The sequence below is a fragment of the Sphingomonas sp. R86520 genome, assembly GCF_042466285.1.
Lineage (GTDB): Bacteria > Pseudomonadota > Alphaproteobacteria > Sphingomonadales > Sphingomonadaceae > Sphingomonas.
In genome coordinates this window covers 4,041,759-4,057,095 of the sequence record NZ_JAXHBZ010000001.1, presented here as the reverse complement: position 1 = coordinate 4,057,095, position 15,337 = coordinate 4,041,759, and the positions used below count along the sequence as shown (strand labels likewise).

Genomic DNA, 15,337 nt, shown 5'->3' with positions numbered 1-15,337 from the left:
GAGGGAGGAATGAGCCGCTCGGCGACGAAGGGTGAGGGGTGTTTGGGAAAGGGTCCGAGCCTCACTCCCCTCACCCTCCCACCCGGCTCCGCCGTGCGGGCCCCTCCCTCTCCCCCGGGGGAGAGGGGGATCGAGAACAGCTCGTATCGGCGCACAGGTCACCAACACCCATCCTTCGATACGCCGCTTCGACAGGCTCAGCAGCTACTCAGGACGAACGGGCTGGTGGGACGAAGGAGCGGCTGTAGGCTCGACTGGCTGAGCCTGCCGCTGTTCGGTGAGTATCTGCCACGCCGTCAGGAACAGCGCTGCCACCAACGGCCCAACGACGATGCCGCTGAGGCCCACGACCTCGATCCCGCCCAGCGTCGTCACCAACACGATGTAATCCGGGATCCCCGTATCGCGGCCGACGAGGATCGGACGCAGGATATTGTCCGCCAGGCCGATCACCACGACACCCGAGATCACCACGACCACGCCTTGCCAGATCGCCCCCGTCGCCAGCAGGTAGATCGCGACCGGCACCCAGACGATCGCCGGCCCGAGTGCCGGCAGCAGCGACGTGAGCGCCATCAACAGGCCCCACAGCAGCGCGGCAGGCACGCCGACGATCCAGAACGTCGCGGCGCCCAGCGCACCCTGGACGAGCCCGACGATCACCGAGCCCTTGATCGTCGCCCGCACGACCGCGACGAACTTGTCGACCAAAGTCTCGGTCACCGAACGTTCGAGCGGCAAGGCGCGGCAGATTGCCGGTCCGACCTTGTCGCCGTCGCGCAGCAGGAAGAACGTGACGTACAGCGCGATGCCGAACGCCAGCACGAACGCGGCGGCGTTGCGACCGATCGACAGCGCCTGGCTGGCGATCGACCGTACGCTGTTGCCGAGCAGGCTCGAGACACGCGACTGGAGCCGATCGAAGCTGCTGAGCCCCGACTTGTCGAGCAGGCCCTGGATCCGGTTCGGCAGAGCATCGTGCACCTGCTGGAAATAGCCGGCAAAGTTGATCTGCCCGCTCTGCAGCTTCGAATATACCGTGCCGGCCTGATCGATCATGAGGCTGCCGATGAACAATGTCGGCACGACGACCGCGAACAGGATGATCAGCAACGTCATCGACGCCGCCAGGTTACGCCGTCCCGGCCACCGCTTGAGGAGCCATTGATAGAGCGACTGGAAGAGGATCGCGGCCAGCGCGCTCCACAGCAGCGCCGACGCGAATGACGACACGACGACGCCCAGCGCGAGCGTGATCAGTACCAGGAAGACGAGGAAGCCCCCCGTCTCCAGCCGACGCCTGTCTATCATGTCATTCCCCCGGAGCCGGCATCGGCCGGCCGAAAATACGTCACCGCCCTCCGGTCGAAACCAGAGGGCGGTGGAAGATCACTTGAGTTTTTCGCTGCCGTTGATCAGCGCGTCCTTCTGCGACTGCGGCATCGCCTGCGCATTCACATCGGCGTCGTCGATCGCATCCGACTGGCGATCGCCGTCCTTGCGAACTGCCTTGGCTTGGTCCTCGAGATTGTCGGCTGCGGCATCGAGCGCATCCGCACGGTTATCCGCGGCCTTCTCGACCTGGCTGCCGAGCTTGTCGTCACCCTTGCCACCGCAGGCAGCGAGCGAGACCGACAGCGCGGCGATCATCACGGCGATTGGAAATTTCTTCATGGTATCAGGATCCTGTTATGGTCCCGACGCAACCGTCACGCGCACGTAACGGTTCCGTGACGACGCTTTTGCAGCGTAACAAAAGCCGGTTCTCTCGGGCAAGCGCCTACAGCAGCAATCGGCGCGCCGTCCCTAGATCGACACCACCCGGCGAAGGAAGGGGCCCAATTGGAAAGGGGCGGTGACGGCGCGCGAACCTTGTCAGCAACGTTGCCCAACTGCGCCCCGGCCTTCGCAGCGGTTGTGTAGGTATCAGATGGCAAGAATATCAATCAGCCGGCCCGATGCTCGATCAGCAACGGCGCTTCCTTCGCTACAGCGCCCTCGACCACCGGTGCGAGGCGATCGAACACGGCGCTGACCAACGCCTCCGCGATCCACCCGACTGCAGCCCCGACGACCAGATCGGACAGATAATGCTTGCCATTGGCGGGTTGGGCCGCGGCGATGGCACCCGTAATCAGCGCCGCCGGCCCCCCTGCCCCGTCGATGTCGCGCGAAACCGCCCGCGCTACCGCGACCGCCCCCGCCGTGTGTCCCGACGGGAACGAGTTCTGATCGTGATCATGGGTATGGCCCGGCTCAAAGCGCCCGCCGCCATCCTCGATCGCCTTTTCGGGCCGGGTCCGGTCGATCGATGCCTTGATCGCCGACTTGACGAACGTCGCCGCCGCATGCGCCGCCAGCATCCGCACACCGCCGCGGATCACGTCCGGTCGCCGCGCTATCAGCCCGATCACCACCGTGCCGATCGACGTGGCGACGAGTTGGGGCTGGTCGCCGATCTCGGCGAGGAACCCGGCGGCCTTGACCACGGGTTCGTTACGGTGCTCGGCGGCCTTGTGCGTCGCCTTGCGGTCCGCCTTCTCGACGGCCTTGGCGGCTTTCCTGGTCTTGCCCATCAACTCTTGTCCCGTCCGTCCATTTCGCCGCGTACCTGTGCATGCGCGAGCAGGGCGAACAACCCCGCGCCGCCCAGCAAGTTGCCAAGCGTGGCCGGCAGTATCAGCTGGCCAAACGTCTGCCAGACACCGGTATGGCCCGAGAACAGCAACAGGAACGCCTCGTCCGAGCCGACGATCGAATGGCTGAACCCGCCGATCGCCACGACATACGTAATCGCGAAGATCACCAGGAACGCCTGTTCGCGCGCATTAGGCAGCGACCAGGCAAGGATCGCGATCATGAACCCGGCGGGGACCGCGTTGACGAAGGTCGCCCATGCCGACAGCTCGGTGATCCGCATCGACACCTCGATCATCGCCCCGCGCAGTTCGCTGTTGCCGAGCACGCCCGCCGCGATCGCCCCACCGGTGATCGCCGTCCCGATCAGATTGGCGAAGAGCACCACCGCCCATAGCCTGAGCGTGCGCTGCAGCGCCCAGCCCGACGGCTTGGTCACCAACGGCAACATCGCGGTGATCGTGCTCTCCGTGAACAGCTGCATCCGCCCGAGGATCACGACGAGGAAGCCGATCGGATAGCCGAGCGACACGACGATCGTCCGCCACGGCGTATCCGGCAATGCCTGGTGCAGCGCGCCTTCGGTGATCAGGGACGTGGAGATCGCCATGCCCGCGGCGAGCGCGGAAAAGAACAGCGACGACACCGGGCGGTCGAGCTCCTCCTCGCCAGCCTCGCGGACCGCCTTGTGAAGGTCCTGCGCATCGGCGGCCTTGAGATCCTCGACGTCGTCATCGGATGAATTGGGGGCGTGTTCGACCATTACGAGGGTGCAACGGTCCGCGCGGCGCTTTGCTCCGGCGCAATCGCCCGCTAGAGCGCGCGGCGATGAACGATCCCTCTGTTATCCGCCGCCTCTATGGCCGTCGCCAGGGCCACAAGTTGCGCCTCGGCCAAGCCGCGCTCGTCGAGGAAACGCTCGCCGACCTGTCCGTGCCCGAGGAAGGGCCGATCGATGCGATGACCCTCTTCGGCGACGACCGTCCGCTGCATGTCGAAATCGGCTTCGGCGCAGGCGAGCATCTTGCGGGGCAGGCCGCGATGAACCCCGACGTCGGCTTCATCGGCTGCGAACCGTTCCTCAACGGAGTCGTGGGCGCGCTGGCACATATCCGCGACGGCGAACTGACCAACGTGCGGCTGCACATGGGCGATGCGCTGGAGGTGATCGAGCGCCTGCCTGACGCCAGCCTCGACCGGCTGTACCTGCTGCATCCCGATCCCTGGCGGAAGGCGCGTCATGCCAAGCGTCGCATGGTCAATCACGGCCCGCTCGACACGATCGCCGCCAAGCTGAAGCCCGGTGCGGAGTTCCGGCTGGGCACCGACGACCCGACTTATTGCCGCTGGTCGATGATGATCATGAACGCGCGCCGCGATTTCGAATGGCAGGCGAAGACGCCGCATGATTTCCTCACCCGCCCCGACGACTGGCCGGAGACCCGCTACGAGCGCAAAGCCCGCCGTCAGGGTCACGAGGTCTGGTATTATCGCTATCTGCGGGTCTGAGATACGCTCCGGCTCCAGAGTCCGCCGATCATCCGGCCTGCGAGCGCGGGCAGGCCGGGCCTGAGCAGGAGCCAGTCGCGGATCGACGGGCCGACCTGTGCCCCCAGCACCGCCTTGTAGCCGCTGTCGCCCGAGCCCCAGTCGACACGGCGGACGCCTCGGTCGCGCGCCGCCGCGAGGTTCCGCCACTGGAGCAGCTTGCCGGGCGACTGCCTGGCGAACCGGGGGTCGTAGCCATTGGCGATCGCGTAGCGCAGATCGCCGGTATCCAGGTCGAACGAGAACGCCGCAGGCACGGCGTCCACCGTCAGCAGGCCGGCGTGGAACATCGCGGCGAGCACCGGATCCGCCGCCGCCGCCTGCCAGAAAGCGAGATGGCCATCGGTCGCGAACTTCATGCCCGTGCGATCGGTGGCATGCGCGATCCAGCTCGTCTCCTCGACGGTACCGAGAGCCGCGAACGCCGCAGGCCAGTCGGCAACCGACGCGGACCGCCAGTCGAGCACGCCGCGTGCGGCCAGATGCTTTTCGTGGAAGCGGTTCTTGCGGAGAGTCGAGTTGCGGGGCCAAGGCTGGCCGAGGGTGTCCGCCGGGACGTCGAGCGTATAGCTCTCGCCCAGGCGGCGGCTGATCGCCACCCAGCCCTGCGCCCGGGCGGCGGCGACGAGCGCGCTCGCGGCGGGATCGTCGTCGTACACGGGCCCCACGCGAAGTCCGTTCAAATGCCTCCCGAGGACGGACAGCGCGACCTTGAACGCGCCGTCGCTCGCTCCGAGGGCCAACCCGAAACTGCGGAACGGCCAGTAGCTGCCGGGGATCGCGGCGATGCGCATCATGCGTGGACCGACAGCGACAAACGGTAGCGCCAGGACCGGCACGGCGTCTTCTTCGACCACGAGCGTGCGGGCATCGCCACCATAAGCGGCGAGCGCGGCCGCATACCATCCGAAGCGCAAGAAGCGATGGCTCGGCGCCGCGCGTTCGGCAACGACATCGATCGCAGCGGCGAGCCCCTCGACGACATCGCCGCGGATCGCAGGCGGCAGACGGACAAAATCCGCGAGGAGCATCGGCTTGGACATCTACCCCCAGGTTACCGCGCGTTAGGTTACGAATGCATGGTCTTTTCGGTACGGCGGGCCGATTGCCGGACCGGTAATGGGTCGCCCCAAGTTCTTTCTATCCGCCGCTTTTTACCACATGGTGCTGCCATGCCGACGATACCCGCCATCTCGACGATCGCCCAGACGATCCAGCTTTCGCTCGCCCCGGTCTTCATGCTGGCCGGTATCGGGCAGTTGCTGAACGTCCTGGCGGGACGCCTGTCGCGGGTGATCGACCGAGCCCGCGACCTCGAGCAGCTTCATCCCGGCAGCACCGGTCCCGAGCATGTCCGCTTCGTCTGGGAGCTTCGCCTGCTCGATCGCCGCATGACGATCATCAACGCCGCGCTGTTCCTGTCGGTATCGAGCGCGATCATGACGTGCATCCTGATCGCGCTGCTGTTCATCGCCGAACTCGCGAAGCTGCATTTCGGCACGTACGTCGCACTGTGCTTCATCCTGGCGATGATCCTGCTCATCGCCGCGCTCGTTTCATTCATCTTCGAGGTCCGGATATCGCTGCGCGCGTTCAGGATCCGGCCCGAACTGCTAAGGCCGCTGCCATGACCCCCGACCTTACCGGTACCATGTCCGGTGCCACGACCGGCTCGATCGAAAAGCGCGTGCTGCAGACGGTAGTCGCCGCCGCCTGCCTGTTGCCGCTGATCGTCGGCGGACAGGGCGTCCTTCACGGCCCGGCGCCGTTCGGACACCTGACCGACATACCGCGCGATCTCGACAGTCACTTTCGCTACATATCGGGAATATTCTTCGCGACCGGGCTTGGGTTCGTGAGTTGCATTCCGGCCATCGAGCGCAAGGGGCCGCGGTTCCGTCTGCTCGGCGGGCTCATCTTCGTCGGCGGCGTCTCGCGGCTGATCTCGCTGATCGCCGTGGGAGTCCCGTCGCGGGGGCATGTGCTCGGGCTGGGGATGGAGACGATCGTCGTCCCGCTGCTGATGCTGTGGCAGTGGAACCTGGCACGGCGGATCGATAAAGCGACGGCGATCTGAACGATGGCCGCAAACGGGCGTTAGGGGTTCGACAGCCGGGTTCGTAACGAACGGACCCGGTCAACCGGATCCCGTCAACGGATCCACGCAGAATGGAAACGCCGTGACGACAGCATTCAAGATCGTCGGGGGCTTCATCCTGTTGCTGCTGGTGGTCGGCGCCCTGATCGTGACGATCGTCCCGCGCTTTCTTGACCGGGTCTATTACCGCGGGCCCGCATCCGATCACTTCGATGGCGCTCGTTTCTTCAATCCCGACGGCGATGCCGACACCCGGCAGATTCAGCCAGCGGGGACCGGTGGCAGCCGTCTGGGGTTCTTCTGGCGGTACTTCACCGGCAGCGACGGCCGTCCCGCCTGGCCGAAATCGATCACCATCGCCCCGATCGCGCCACCGGCCCGCGTCGACGGCGAACGCATGGTCGTGACATGGGTCGGCCATGCCACCGTGCTGGTGCAGACCCAGGGGCTGAACATCCTGACCGATCCGGTCTGGGCACGGAATGCCGGCCCGCTCGGCACCGGTCCGCGCCGGGTCGCAGAGCCGGGAATCGCGCTGGACACGCTGCCGAAGATCGACCTCGTGCTGGTCAGCCACAACCACTATGATCATCTCGACAAGGCGACGCTGCAACGCCTGTGGCAGCGCGATCGCCCGCGGATCGTCACCAGCCTGGGCAACGACAGCGTGATCGGCCAGACCGGCGCCGATGCTGTCGCGCTCGACTGGGGGCAACGGATCGCGATCAAGCCCGGCGTCGCGGTCACCGTCACCCGCAGTCACCACTGGGGCAGCCGCTGGTTTACCGATCGCAACCGTGCGCTGTGGTCGGGCTTCGTCGTCACACTCCCGGGCGGCAATCTGTTCTTTGCGGGCGACAGCGGGATGGGCGACGGCCAGTGGCCGGCCGAAGCCGCCGCGCTCGGGCCGATCCGACTGGCGCTGATCCCGATCGGCGCATTCCGTTTCGTGCCGGGACAGATGGAATCGGGCAGCCATTTCGGACCGGTCGATGCGGTCGAAGTCCATCGCCGGTTGGGCGCGACCCGCTCGATCCCGATTCATTGGGGCACGTTCCGGCTGTCGTTCGAAGCCTATGATACGCCGCCGAAGATGCTGGAAGCGGCGATGCGCTGTACCGGTCAAAGCGGGTTTGCACCGATCGCGATCGGGCAGCCGGCAGACGTTGCGGCGTATGCCAAGCCCACTGCCGTCGCGCCGATGCCGCGCGAGGCGCTGTTGCACTGCCTGGATACGCCGCAAGTTCGAGCGATGCGCTAGACCTCAGCCCATCTTGAACGCGCAGAGCTTGTTGCCGTCCGGATCGCGGAAATACGCGCCGTAAAAGCCCATTTCCTCAGCACCACGCAGTCCCGGACCGCCTTCGTCCGCGCCGCCCAGCGCGACCGCCTTGGCGTGGATCTGGTCGACCTGCTCGCGTGAGTCTGCCGCCAATGCGACCATCGTGCCGTTGCCGGCGGTCGCGGCAGCGCCGTCGTAAGGCCGGCCAATCACGAGCATCGGCTTGTCGGCGCCTGCACCGTAGAAGGTCAGCTGGCGTTCGTCGGGGATCTGCATGAGCCGCTTGCCGCCGACGGTCGCGAACAGCGCGTCGTAGAATTCGAGCGCGGTATCGATGTCGTTGGTGCCGAGCGTCGCGTAACCGATCATGGGTCTCTCTCCTCTTGGTTGAGGAGCGCTATCGGCGGGTTACCGCAAAGGGGCAATACCGCGAAAGGCCGTTCCCCCGCGGCGGCGGGGGAACGAACAGTTGGCGGTTCAGCCGACGAACGCGCGCTCGATCACGAACGTACCCGGCTTCGCGTTCGAGCCCTCGTCGAACCCGTTCGCCTCCAGCATGACCGCGAATTCCTTGATCATCTCGGTCGACCCGCACAGCATCGCCCGGTCGGTCTCGGGATTGAGCTTCTGCTCGCCGCGGACCGGGTGACCGAACAGCGACGCATCCTCGATCAGCGCACCGATCCGCCGGGTGGTGCGGAACGGCTCGCGCGTCACGGTCGGAATGTAGTGGAACTGCGTCTGCGCCTCGTCGGCGATCAGCGGATCCTCGGCCAGCAGCCCGACCATCTCGTCATGATAGGCGAGATCGCTCACGCGCCGCACGCTGTGCACCACGATGATCTGCTCGTACGCGGCATACACGTCGGGATCGCGCATCAGGCTGAGGAACGGTGCCAGGCCGGTGCCGGTCGAGAACATAAACAACCGCTTCCCCGGCAGCAGCGCGTCGAGCACCAAAGTGCCGGTCGGCTTCTTGCCGAGATACAGCTCGTCGCCCGGCTGGATCAGCTGGAGCTTCGAGGTCAGCGGGCCGTCCTCGACCTTGATCGACAGGAACTCGAGCTCTTCCGAATAATGCGGGGATGCGATCGAATAGGCGCGCATGATCGGCTTGCCCCCCTCCTGCGGGAGACCGATCATCACGAACTCGCCCGAGCGAAAGCGGAAGGTCGAGGGCCGCTCAATCGCGAAGCTGAACAGATGTTCGTTCCAGTGGCGAACCCACAGCACCTTGGCGTTGAGGAACGCGGGGGTCTCGGGGATCAGCGCGGGGGCGCGCGTTGCTTCGACGATAGGGGCGGTCATGCGTCTTTTCCTTGGCCCGCGCTCAGGCGCTGGCGGATCGATTGCTTGCGAAACGGTCGCATTATGGGCGCGCGCGCGATGGGTCAACAACAGCTAAACTTGGCCTGCCACAAACCACCGCCCGTATCTCCCCGTTCTCCTGCGAACGCAGGAGCCCAGGGTCACGAACGGCGTCCCTCAGTAACACTGGACTCCTGCGTTCGCGGGAGAACGGAGTTGGCTATCGCGGTGATTGCTGGCCGTTGCCGACTCGAGGGATGTTCCCCATATTCCCCCTCGATGGCCATTCAGATCCGCACCAGTCTCGCCGAGCCCGAAACCGGCGACACCTTCGTCCCGCATCGCCCGACCGCGCGCCCCGACAAGGTCGAGGGCGGCAAGCGGTTCAACCTCGTCAGCGAGTATGAACCCGCAGGCGACCAGCCGACCGCGATCGCCGAACTCGTCTCCGCGATCGGCGACGGCGAGAAGGACCAGGTGCTGCTCGGCGTCACCGGCTCGGGCAAGACCTTTACGATGGCCAGCGTCATCAACCGGGTCCAGCGCCCCGCCTTGATCCTCGCGCCGAACAAGATCCTGGCGGCACAGCTGTACGGCGAGATGAAGTCGTTCTTCCCTGACAACGCGGTCGAATATTTCGTCAGCTATTACGATTATTACCAGCCCGAGGCGTATGTCGCGCGCTCGGACACCTACATTGAGAAGGAATCCTCGACCAACGAGTCGATCGACCGGATGCGCCATTCCGCCACCCGCGCGCTGCTCGAACGCGACGACGTGATCATCGTCGCGTCGGTGTCGTGCCTGTACGGCATCGGCTCGGTCGAGACCTATTCGGCGATGATCTTCGACCTGAAGAAGGGCACGACGGTCGACCAGCGCGAGATCGTGCGCAAGCTCGTCGCGCTCCAGTACAAACGCAACGACGCGGCGTTCCAGCGCGGCAATTTTCGCGTGAAGGGCGACACGCTCGAGATCTTCCCGTCGCATTACGAGGACAGCGCGTGGCGCATCTCGTTCTTTGGCGACGATATCGAGGAGATCATCGAGTTCGATCCGCTGACCGGCAAGAAGGTCGCGTCGCTGAACTCGGTGCGCGTGTACGCGAACTCGCATTACGTGACGCCCGGCCCGACGCTTAAGCAGGCGGGCGAGGCGATCAAGCACGAACTGGCCGAGCGGCTTAAGGAACTGGTGCTGGAGGGCAAGCTGCTGGAGGCGCAGCGGCTCGAGCAGCGGACGAACTTCGATCTTGAGATGATCGCGGCGACCGGATCCTGCGCGGGGATCGAGAATTACAGCCGCTTCCTCACCGGCCGCATGCCGGGCGAGCCACCACCCACTTTGTTCGAATATCTCCCGGACAACGCGCTGCTGTTCGTCGACGAGAGCCATGTCACGATCGGCCAGATCAACGGCATGTCGCGCGGCGATCACCGTCGCAAACTGACGCTCGCCGAATACGGCTTCCGCCTGCCGTCGGCGATCGACAACCGGCCGCTGCGTTTCAACGAATGGGACGCGATGCGGCCGCCGACGACTTATGTCTCGGCGACCCCCGGCAGCTGGGAAATGGAGCAGACCGGCGGCGTGTTCGCCGAACAGGTCATTCGCCCCACCGGGCTGATCGATCCCCCCGTCGAGATCAAGCCGGTCGAGGAACAGGTCCAGGACCTGATCGTCGAGGTCGGCAAGACCACGGCGCTCGGCTACCGCACGCTGGTCACCACGCTGACCAAGCGGATGGCCGAGGATCTGACCGAGTACATGCACGAGGCGGGGATCAAGGTCCGCTACATGCACAGCGACGTCGAGACGCTGGAACGCATCGAGCTGATCCGCGACTTGCGGCTCGGCGTGTACGACGTGCTGATCGGCATCAACCTGTTGCGCGAGGGGCTCGATATTCCCGAATGCGGGCTGGTCGCAATTCTCGATGCGGACAAGGAGGGCTTCCTGCGCTCGGAGACGTCGCTGATCCAGACGATCGGCCGTGCGGCACGCAACGTCGATGGCCGCGTGATCCTGTACGCCGACCGCGTCACCGGATCGATGGAGCGGGCGATGAACGAGACGTCGCGCCGCCGCGAGAAACAGGTCGCGTACAACACCGAGCACGGCATCACCCCGACGACGATCCGCCGCAACATCGGCGACATCATCGCGCACGTCGCGAGCCAGGATCAGGTCACGATCCCGATCGACGAGGATCGTCCGCACATGGTCGGGCACAACCTCCGCGCGTATATCGAGGACCTCGAAAAGCAGATGCGCAAGGCGGCGAGCGATCTCGAGTTCGAGACCGCCGGGCGTCTTCGCGACGAAATCCGCCAGCTGGAAAACGAGGAGCTGGGCCTGCCGGTCGACCAGCAGAAGGCGCCGGTCATGGGGCGCTCGAACGAGGGCAAGCCGGGCACGCGCAAGACGCGCTACGGCAAGAGCCAAAAGATGCGGATGGGCGGCTCGCGGTCGCGGTGATCGCGAACTTCACCGGTGCGGGCAACTGACCCGCACCGGTCGAAATGGAGTTCAGCCGACGACCAGGTCCTCGCTGCTCGACCCGTAATAGCTCGCGACGCGGTCGGCATAGGCCTGGTCGAAGACCGGCGCGTTGTTCGCCCAGCTCGGGCCGCCTTCGAGGACGCGCTTGTCGATCGTGACGACGTAGAGGTCGCGAACCGCGTCGAACTGGAGCAGCGCGAACGGCAGCGGGTAGAAGCTCTTGCCCATCCCGAGGAAGCCGCCGAGGCTAAGCACGGCGTGCGTGACGCGGCCGGTTCCCTTGTGAACCATGAACGCATGGACCGAGCCGACATTGTCGCCGTCGCGGCTTTCGACCTTCATGGTGCCGGAGATGTTCGCCTGGACGAGCAGCTGGGTCGGGGTGGCGGCGGTATCGGACATGCATTTTCTCCAAATTCTTCCGTCGCTGAACCGGTAGCAACGCGCGCCGGTTCCCATGTCGTTTGGTTCGTCGCGGGTTGAGCCGTTGCCGGGCGTGCCGCATAGCGGTGCGATGCGCGCTTTAACCCCATTCCCCGCCGCTCGGCGATCGCTCGTCGGCCCCGCCACGCTTGCTCGGTTCGCCAGCCTCGCTGCGCTCGCGCTGGTCGCCGGATGCGTCGCGCCGCCGCGCGCCGAGCCGCCGCCGCCCCGCGTCGCAATGCCCGCATCCGCGCCGGCCCCCCGCCCCGCCCCGATCGCGGCGGATTGGCGCGACTGGCCCTATTCGCCGGGGACCTGGGTGTATCGCCGCGACGCGCGTGGTTCGATCGCTCTGTTCGGGCCGGCCAATGCCGATGCCGCGCTGACGCTCCGGTGCGATACTGCCGCGCGACAAATCTACCTGTCCCGCGCCGGTAGCGCCCCGACGCCGCTGACGATCCGCACGTCCAGCGTGACGCGTGCCCTTCCCGTCCAGCCGACCGGAGGGACACCGCCCTATGTCGCCGCCGCGCTGACACCGAACGATCCGTTGCTCGAGGCGATGGGCTTCAGCCGCGGTCGATTCGTAGTGCAACAGGCCGGAATGCCCGCGCTGGTCGTCCCCGCCTGGGCCGAGATTGAGCGCGTCACCGAGGATTGTCGCAGCTAATTCCGGGGCTGATTTCGGGGCTGATTTCGGGGCTGGTTTCGGGGCTGGTTTCGGGGCTGGTTTTCGTCGGGCGGCAGCCGCGAAGGATCGGCTCGAAACTTCCCTAAAACAAGGCTTGTATCGCAGCGTCAGTCGGCACACATTGGCCTCGCGGTCAGGCTTGGCCGCGTTGTTTCAACAAGCGAAAGGAGGTGATCCGATGTCTCATGGTTCAGCAGTGAGTTCGGTTCGGTTCGTTCGGGGGACGCACCGCTAACGCCGCCGGCCTGCGTGGGAAGTATCCTCTTCCAGTCAACACGTGAGCCATAGGATAGGCGGTACGCATGGTCCTCCGGGCTGGAGCTCTCCGGCCGCTGACCATGTCAGGAGGTTGCCGGATCGTCGGGAGACGATCCGGCAACCTCTTTTCATTTGGGGGTAGGCGCGTATCGACGCGGCGCCCCCGGGCATGGCCGGTTCGGGGCGCCGACAGTGACCGGATGCTAGCGAGTGCCTCCCTGTTCTTCCGCGAAGGCGAGAGCTCAATCTGGACCCACGCATTCGCAGGGAACATGCCTGTTCGCCTTTGCAGGCGCCGCGTGTGGGACGGTTCCCACGCAGACGCGTGATCTCCAACCGGAACCCGTGGCCTCAAGTCGACGCCGCCGCCTACTTCGCGCGAGCAAGACCGGTTCTGTCTTGCCTCAAACCACCTTACAGGAAAGACTTCGCGCGATTGAGCACGATGCTGCACATCCGCGTCTTCACCTGTCCGCCAAGATTGCCCAGCGACAGTCCCTGTCCGTTAGGCGTCTGGATCTGCCCCGACTGGCCCGCCGCATAGCCCGGCGAGGTCGTCACGCCCTGCCGCCCGGTCAGCCGCTGGAGGATCGACTGCGCGCCAGTTGCGGCCGGCGTGGTCGCTTGCGGAGTCGTCGCCTGCCCACCCGTCAACGCACCGAGCGCGCTACCCTGGCCGAGCAGGTTGTTCTTCAGACAATAGCCGAGCAGCCCGGCCGCGTTACCGGCGCCGATCGATCCGACGCTCGGGATAGCGCTGCCGAGCAGACCGCCAAGCCCTCCGGAACGCGTTGTCGGCGCAGCAGTGGTCGTTTGCGCGGAAGCGCCCGACGACAGGCAGGCGATGGCGATCAGGGCGGTGCCGAACTTCGACGAAAGCGTGGTGGACATGAAAAACTCCTGGGTTTCCCACGTCCAACGGTACAGCCACCCACCCCGTTCCAAATCAGGCCCGTTCCAAATCAGGCCCGTTCCAAATCAAGCCCGTTCCAGATCAGGCCCGTTCGCGATCAGGACCGTTCGCGATCAGGCCGGCGCCAATAATCGCTCACGGGCAATCTTCTCACGCCAGATCAAGGGCGCGAGCTGGTGGACGTTCTCGCCCGCGGAATCGACCGCGACGGTCACCGGGAAATCGGCGACTTCGAACTCGTAGATCGCCTCCATCCCGAGATCGGCGAAACCGACGACCTTGCTGCCCTTGATCGCGCGCGCGACCAGATACGCGGCGCCGCCGACCGCCATCAGATACGCCGACTTGGCCTCGGCGATCGCCTTGGTCGCATCCGCGCCGCGCTCGGCCTTGCCGACCATCGCCAGCAGGCCCTGGTCGAGCATCATCCGCGTGAACTTGTCCATGCGCGTCGCCGTGGTCGGGCCCGCGGGTCCGACGACTTCCTCGCCGACCGGATCGACCGGGCCGACGTAATAGATCACGCGACCCTTGAAATCGACCGGCAGCGGCTCGCCCGCATCGAGCATGTCCTTGATCCGCTTGTGCGCCGCGTCGCGCCCGGTCAGCATCTTGCCGTTCAGCAGCAGGCGGTCGCCATGCTTCCAGGTCTGCACGACTTCGGGCGTCAGCGTGTCGAGATCGACCCGGATCGCGGCCTTGTCGGGCGTCCAGTTGACGTCAGGCCATTCCTCCAGCTTTGGCGCCTCCAGATACACCGGTCCCGACCCGTCGAGCACGAAATGCGCGTGGCGCGTGGCGGCGCAGTTCGGGATCATCGCCACCGGCTTCGACGCGGCGTGCGTCGGCCAGTCGAAAATCTTGACGTCGAGAATGGTGGACAGCCCGCCCAGCCCCTGCGCGCCAATGCCGAGCGCGTTGACCTTGTCGTAGATCTCGATCCGCAGCGCCTCGATGTCGTTCTTCGGCCCGCGCGCCTTCAACTGCGCCATGTCGATCGAGCCCATCAGCGACTGCTTGGCGAGGATCATCGACTTTTCCGCGGTGCCGCCAATGCCGATCCCGAGCATGCCGGGCGGGCACCAGCCAGCCCCCATCTGCGGGATCATCTCGAGCACCCAGTCGACGATCGAGTCGCTGGGGTTCATCATCTTGAACTTCGACTTGTTCTCGCTGCCGCCGCCCTTCGCCGCGACGTCGATCGAGACGGTGTTGCCGGGCACCATCTCGACATGCATCACGCTCGGCGTGTTGTCCTTGGTGTTGCGGCGGGTGAAGGCGGGATCGGCGAGGATCGACGCCCGCAGCTTGTTCTCGGGGTTGAGATACGCCTTCCGGACGCCTTCATCGACGACTTCCTGCAACGAGCGCGTCGAGTCGAGCCGGCAGTCCTGACCCCATTTGACGAAGACCGTGACGATCCCCGTATCCTGGCAGATCGGGCGATGGCCCTCCGCGCACATCCGGCTGTTGGTCAGGATCTGCGCGATCGCATCCTTGGCAGCGGGCGATTGCTCGGCCTCGTACGCAACGCCCAGGGCGCGGATGTAATCCATCGGGTGGTAGTAGCTGATGAACTGGAGTGCGTCGGCGACGCTTTCGATCAGGTCGGCTTCGGTGATGACGGTCATGCAGCGCCTTTACGGATGCGGGTATGCGGTGGCCATACCGCGGTGC

Annotated in this window: 16 protein-coding genes; 6 read left to right on the top strand and 10 right to left on the bottom strand. The window is 65.7% G+C overall.

Annotation, left to right across the window (positions count from 1 at the left end; genetic code table 11):
• Positions 1-204: 204 nt before the first annotated feature.
• From SJY41_RS18675 to SJY41_RS18660, 4 genes are all read right to left on the bottom strand, one after another.
• Entirely contained in the window at positions 205-1,311 is a 1,107-nt protein-coding gene (locus tag SJY41_RS18675) for an AI-2E family transporter (protein ID WP_380783714.1), read from the bottom strand.
• A 78-nt stretch (positions 1,312-1,389) separates the two neighbouring features.
• A complete protein-coding gene (locus SJY41_RS18670; protein ID WP_380783713.1) occupies positions 1,390-1,674 on the bottom strand; it encodes a hypothetical protein in 285 nt (94 codons plus the stop codon).
• A 272-nt stretch (positions 1,675-1,946) separates the two neighbouring features.
• The gene (locus SJY41_RS18665; protein WP_380783712.1) at positions 1,947-2,576 is read right to left on the bottom strand and encodes a phosphatase PAP2 family protein; all 630 of its coding nucleotides are present in this window, start codon (positions 2,574-2,576) and stop codon (positions 1,947-1,949) included.
• Complete coding sequence (locus SJY41_RS18660; RefSeq protein ID WP_380783711.1) at positions 2,576-3,400, bottom strand: formate/nitrite transporter family protein; 825 nt, start codon at positions 3,398-3,400, stop codon at positions 2,576-2,578. Before SJY41_RS18660 ends, SJY41_RS18665 begins: the two co-directional genes overlap by 1 nt.
• A 65-nt stretch (positions 3,401-3,465) precedes the next feature.
• Between SJY41_RS18660 and trmB the strand changes: the two genes are divergently transcribed.
• Positions 3,466-4,146, top strand: a complete 681-nt coding sequence (gene trmB / locus SJY41_RS18655) for a tRNA (guanosine(46)-N7)-methyltransferase TrmB (protein WP_380783710.1) — start codon at positions 3,466-3,468, stop codon at positions 4,144-4,146.
• Here trmB and SJY41_RS18650 read toward each other — a convergent pair.
• Positions 4,131-5,228 (bottom strand): GNAT family N-acetyltransferase, encoded by a 1,098-nt coding sequence (locus SJY41_RS18650; RefSeq protein ID WP_380783709.1) that lies wholly within the window; start codon positions 5,226-5,228, stop codon positions 4,131-4,133. The two genes, trmB and SJY41_RS18650, sit on opposite strands and share 16 nt — an antisense overlap.
• A 129-nt stretch (positions 5,229-5,357) precedes the next feature.
• Here SJY41_RS18650 and SJY41_RS18645 point away from each other — a divergent pair, with 129 nt between their 5' ends.
• From SJY41_RS18645 to SJY41_RS18635, 3 genes are all read left to right on the top strand, one after another.
• On the top strand, positions 5,358-5,816 hold the full coding sequence (locus tag SJY41_RS18645) for a DUF2721 domain-containing protein (RefSeq protein ID WP_380783708.1): 459 nt from the start codon (positions 5,358-5,360) through the stop codon (positions 5,814-5,816).
• Positions 5,813-6,262 carry a DUF4345 domain-containing protein gene (locus SJY41_RS18640; protein ID WP_380783707.1) on the top strand — a complete coding sequence of 150 codons (450 nt, stop codon included), beginning with the start codon at positions 5,813-5,815 and terminating at the stop codon, positions 6,260-6,262. Before SJY41_RS18645 ends, SJY41_RS18640 begins: the two co-directional genes overlap by 4 nt.
• 103 nt (positions 6,263-6,365) lie before the next feature.
• Positions 6,366-7,544, top strand: coding sequence for an MBL fold metallo-hydrolase (locus SJY41_RS18635; RefSeq protein WP_380783706.1), 1,179 nt, complete (start codon positions 6,366-6,368; stop codon positions 7,542-7,544).
• Between the two features lie 3 nt (positions 7,545-7,547).
• On the opposite strand, the gene SJY41_RS18630 is transcribed toward SJY41_RS18635, so the two are convergent.
• Both SJY41_RS18630 and SJY41_RS18625 read right to left on the bottom strand, forming a co-directional pair.
• On the bottom strand, positions 7,548-7,934 hold the full coding sequence (locus SJY41_RS18630) for a VOC family protein (RefSeq protein ID WP_380783704.1): 387 nt from the start codon (positions 7,932-7,934) through the stop codon (positions 7,548-7,550).
• A gap of 108 nt (positions 7,935-8,042) precedes the next feature.
• A complete protein-coding gene (locus SJY41_RS18625; RefSeq protein ID WP_380783703.1) occupies positions 8,043-8,873 on the bottom strand; it encodes a ferredoxin--NADP reductase in 831 nt (276 codons plus the stop codon).
• 279 nt (positions 8,874-9,152) lie between these two features.
• Between SJY41_RS18625 and uvrB the strand changes: the two genes are divergently transcribed.
• Positions 9,153-11,351 carry an excinuclease ABC subunit UvrB gene (gene uvrB / locus SJY41_RS18620; RefSeq protein ID WP_332799199.1) on the top strand — a complete coding sequence of 733 codons (2,199 nt, stop codon included), beginning with the start codon at positions 9,153-9,155 and terminating at the stop codon, positions 11,349-11,351.
• Between the two features lie 51 nt (positions 11,352-11,402).
• Here the strand turns inward: uvrB and SJY41_RS18615 are convergent, their stop codons facing one another.
• Positions 11,403-11,777, bottom strand: coding sequence for a PRC-barrel domain-containing protein (locus SJY41_RS18615; RefSeq protein ID WP_380783702.1), 375 nt, complete (start codon positions 11,775-11,777; stop codon positions 11,403-11,405).
• 112 nt (positions 11,778-11,889) lie between these two features.
• Between SJY41_RS18615 and SJY41_RS18610 the strand changes: the two genes are divergently transcribed.
• Positions 11,890-12,468 carry a hypothetical protein gene (locus SJY41_RS18610; RefSeq protein ID WP_380783701.1) on the top strand — a complete coding sequence of 193 codons (579 nt, stop codon included), beginning with the start codon at positions 11,890-11,892 and terminating at the stop codon, positions 12,466-12,468.
• 693 nt (positions 12,469-13,161) lie between these two features.
• Here SJY41_RS18610 and SJY41_RS18605 read toward each other — a convergent pair.
• On the bottom strand, positions 13,162-13,638 hold the full coding sequence (locus SJY41_RS18605; RefSeq protein WP_380783700.1) for a DUF2501 domain-containing protein: 477 nt from the start codon (positions 13,636-13,638) through the stop codon (positions 13,162-13,164).
• Positions 13,639-13,773: 135 nt separating this feature from the next.
• Positions 13,774-15,291, bottom strand: a complete 1,518-nt coding sequence (locus SJY41_RS18600; protein ID WP_380783699.1) for a fumarate hydratase — start codon at positions 15,289-15,291, stop codon at positions 13,774-13,776.
• Positions 15,292-15,337: the final 46 nt, after the last annotated feature.

Bases quoted from the DNA above. Each gene is read 5' to 3' on its own strand.
- SJY41_RS18605 (WP_380783700.1), bottom strand. From the start codon at position 13,638: ATGTCCACCACGCTTTCGTCGAAGTTCGGCACCGCCCTGATCGCCATC.
- SJY41_RS18630 (WP_380783704.1), bottom strand. From the start codon at position 7,934: ATGATCGGTTACGCGACGCTCGGCACCAACGACATCGATACCGCGCTC.
- SJY41_RS18615 (WP_380783702.1), bottom strand. From the start codon at position 11,777: ATGTCCGATACCGCCGCCACCCCGACCCAGCTGCTCGTCCAGGCGAAC.
- SJY41_RS18675 (WP_380783714.1), bottom strand. From the start codon at position 1,311: ATGATAGACAGGCGTCGGCTGGAGACGGGGGGCTTCCTCGTCTTCCTG.
- SJY41_RS18600 (WP_380783699.1), bottom strand. From the start codon at position 15,291: ATGACCGTCATCACCGAAGCCGACCTGATCGAAAGCGTCGCCGACGCA.
- SJY41_RS18640 (WP_380783707.1), top strand. From the start codon at position 5,813: ATGACCCCCGACCTTACCGGTACCATGTCCGGTGCCACGACCGGCTCG.
- SJY41_RS18670 (WP_380783713.1), bottom strand. From the start codon at position 1,674: ATGAAGAAATTTCCAATCGCCGTGATGATCGCCGCGCTGTCGGTCTCG.
- SJY41_RS18625 (WP_380783703.1), bottom strand. From the start codon at position 8,873: ATGACCGCCCCTATCGTCGAAGCAACGCGCGCCCCCGCGCTGATCCCC.
- SJY41_RS18665 (WP_380783712.1), bottom strand. From the start codon at position 2,576: ATGGGCAAGACCAGGAAAGCCGCCAAGGCCGTCGAGAAGGCGGACCGC.
- SJY41_RS18650 (WP_380783709.1), bottom strand. From the start codon at position 5,228: ATGTCCAAGCCGATGCTCCTCGCGGATTTTGTCCGTCTGCCGCCTGCG.
- trmB (WP_380783710.1), top strand. From the start codon at position 3,466: ATGAACGATCCCTCTGTTATCCGCCGCCTCTATGGCCGTCGCCAGGGC.
- SJY41_RS18610 (WP_380783701.1), top strand. From the start codon at position 11,890: ATGCGCGCTTTAACCCCATTCCCCGCCGCTCGGCGATCGCTCGTCGGC.
- uvrB (WP_332799199.1), top strand. From the start codon at position 9,153: ATGGCCATTCAGATCCGCACCAGTCTCGCCGAGCCCGAAACCGGCGAC.
- SJY41_RS18645 (WP_380783708.1), top strand. From the start codon at position 5,358: ATGCCGACGATACCCGCCATCTCGACGATCGCCCAGACGATCCAGCTT.
- SJY41_RS18660 (WP_380783711.1), bottom strand. From the start codon at position 3,400: ATGGTCGAACACGCCCCCAATTCATCCGATGACGACGTCGAGGATCTC.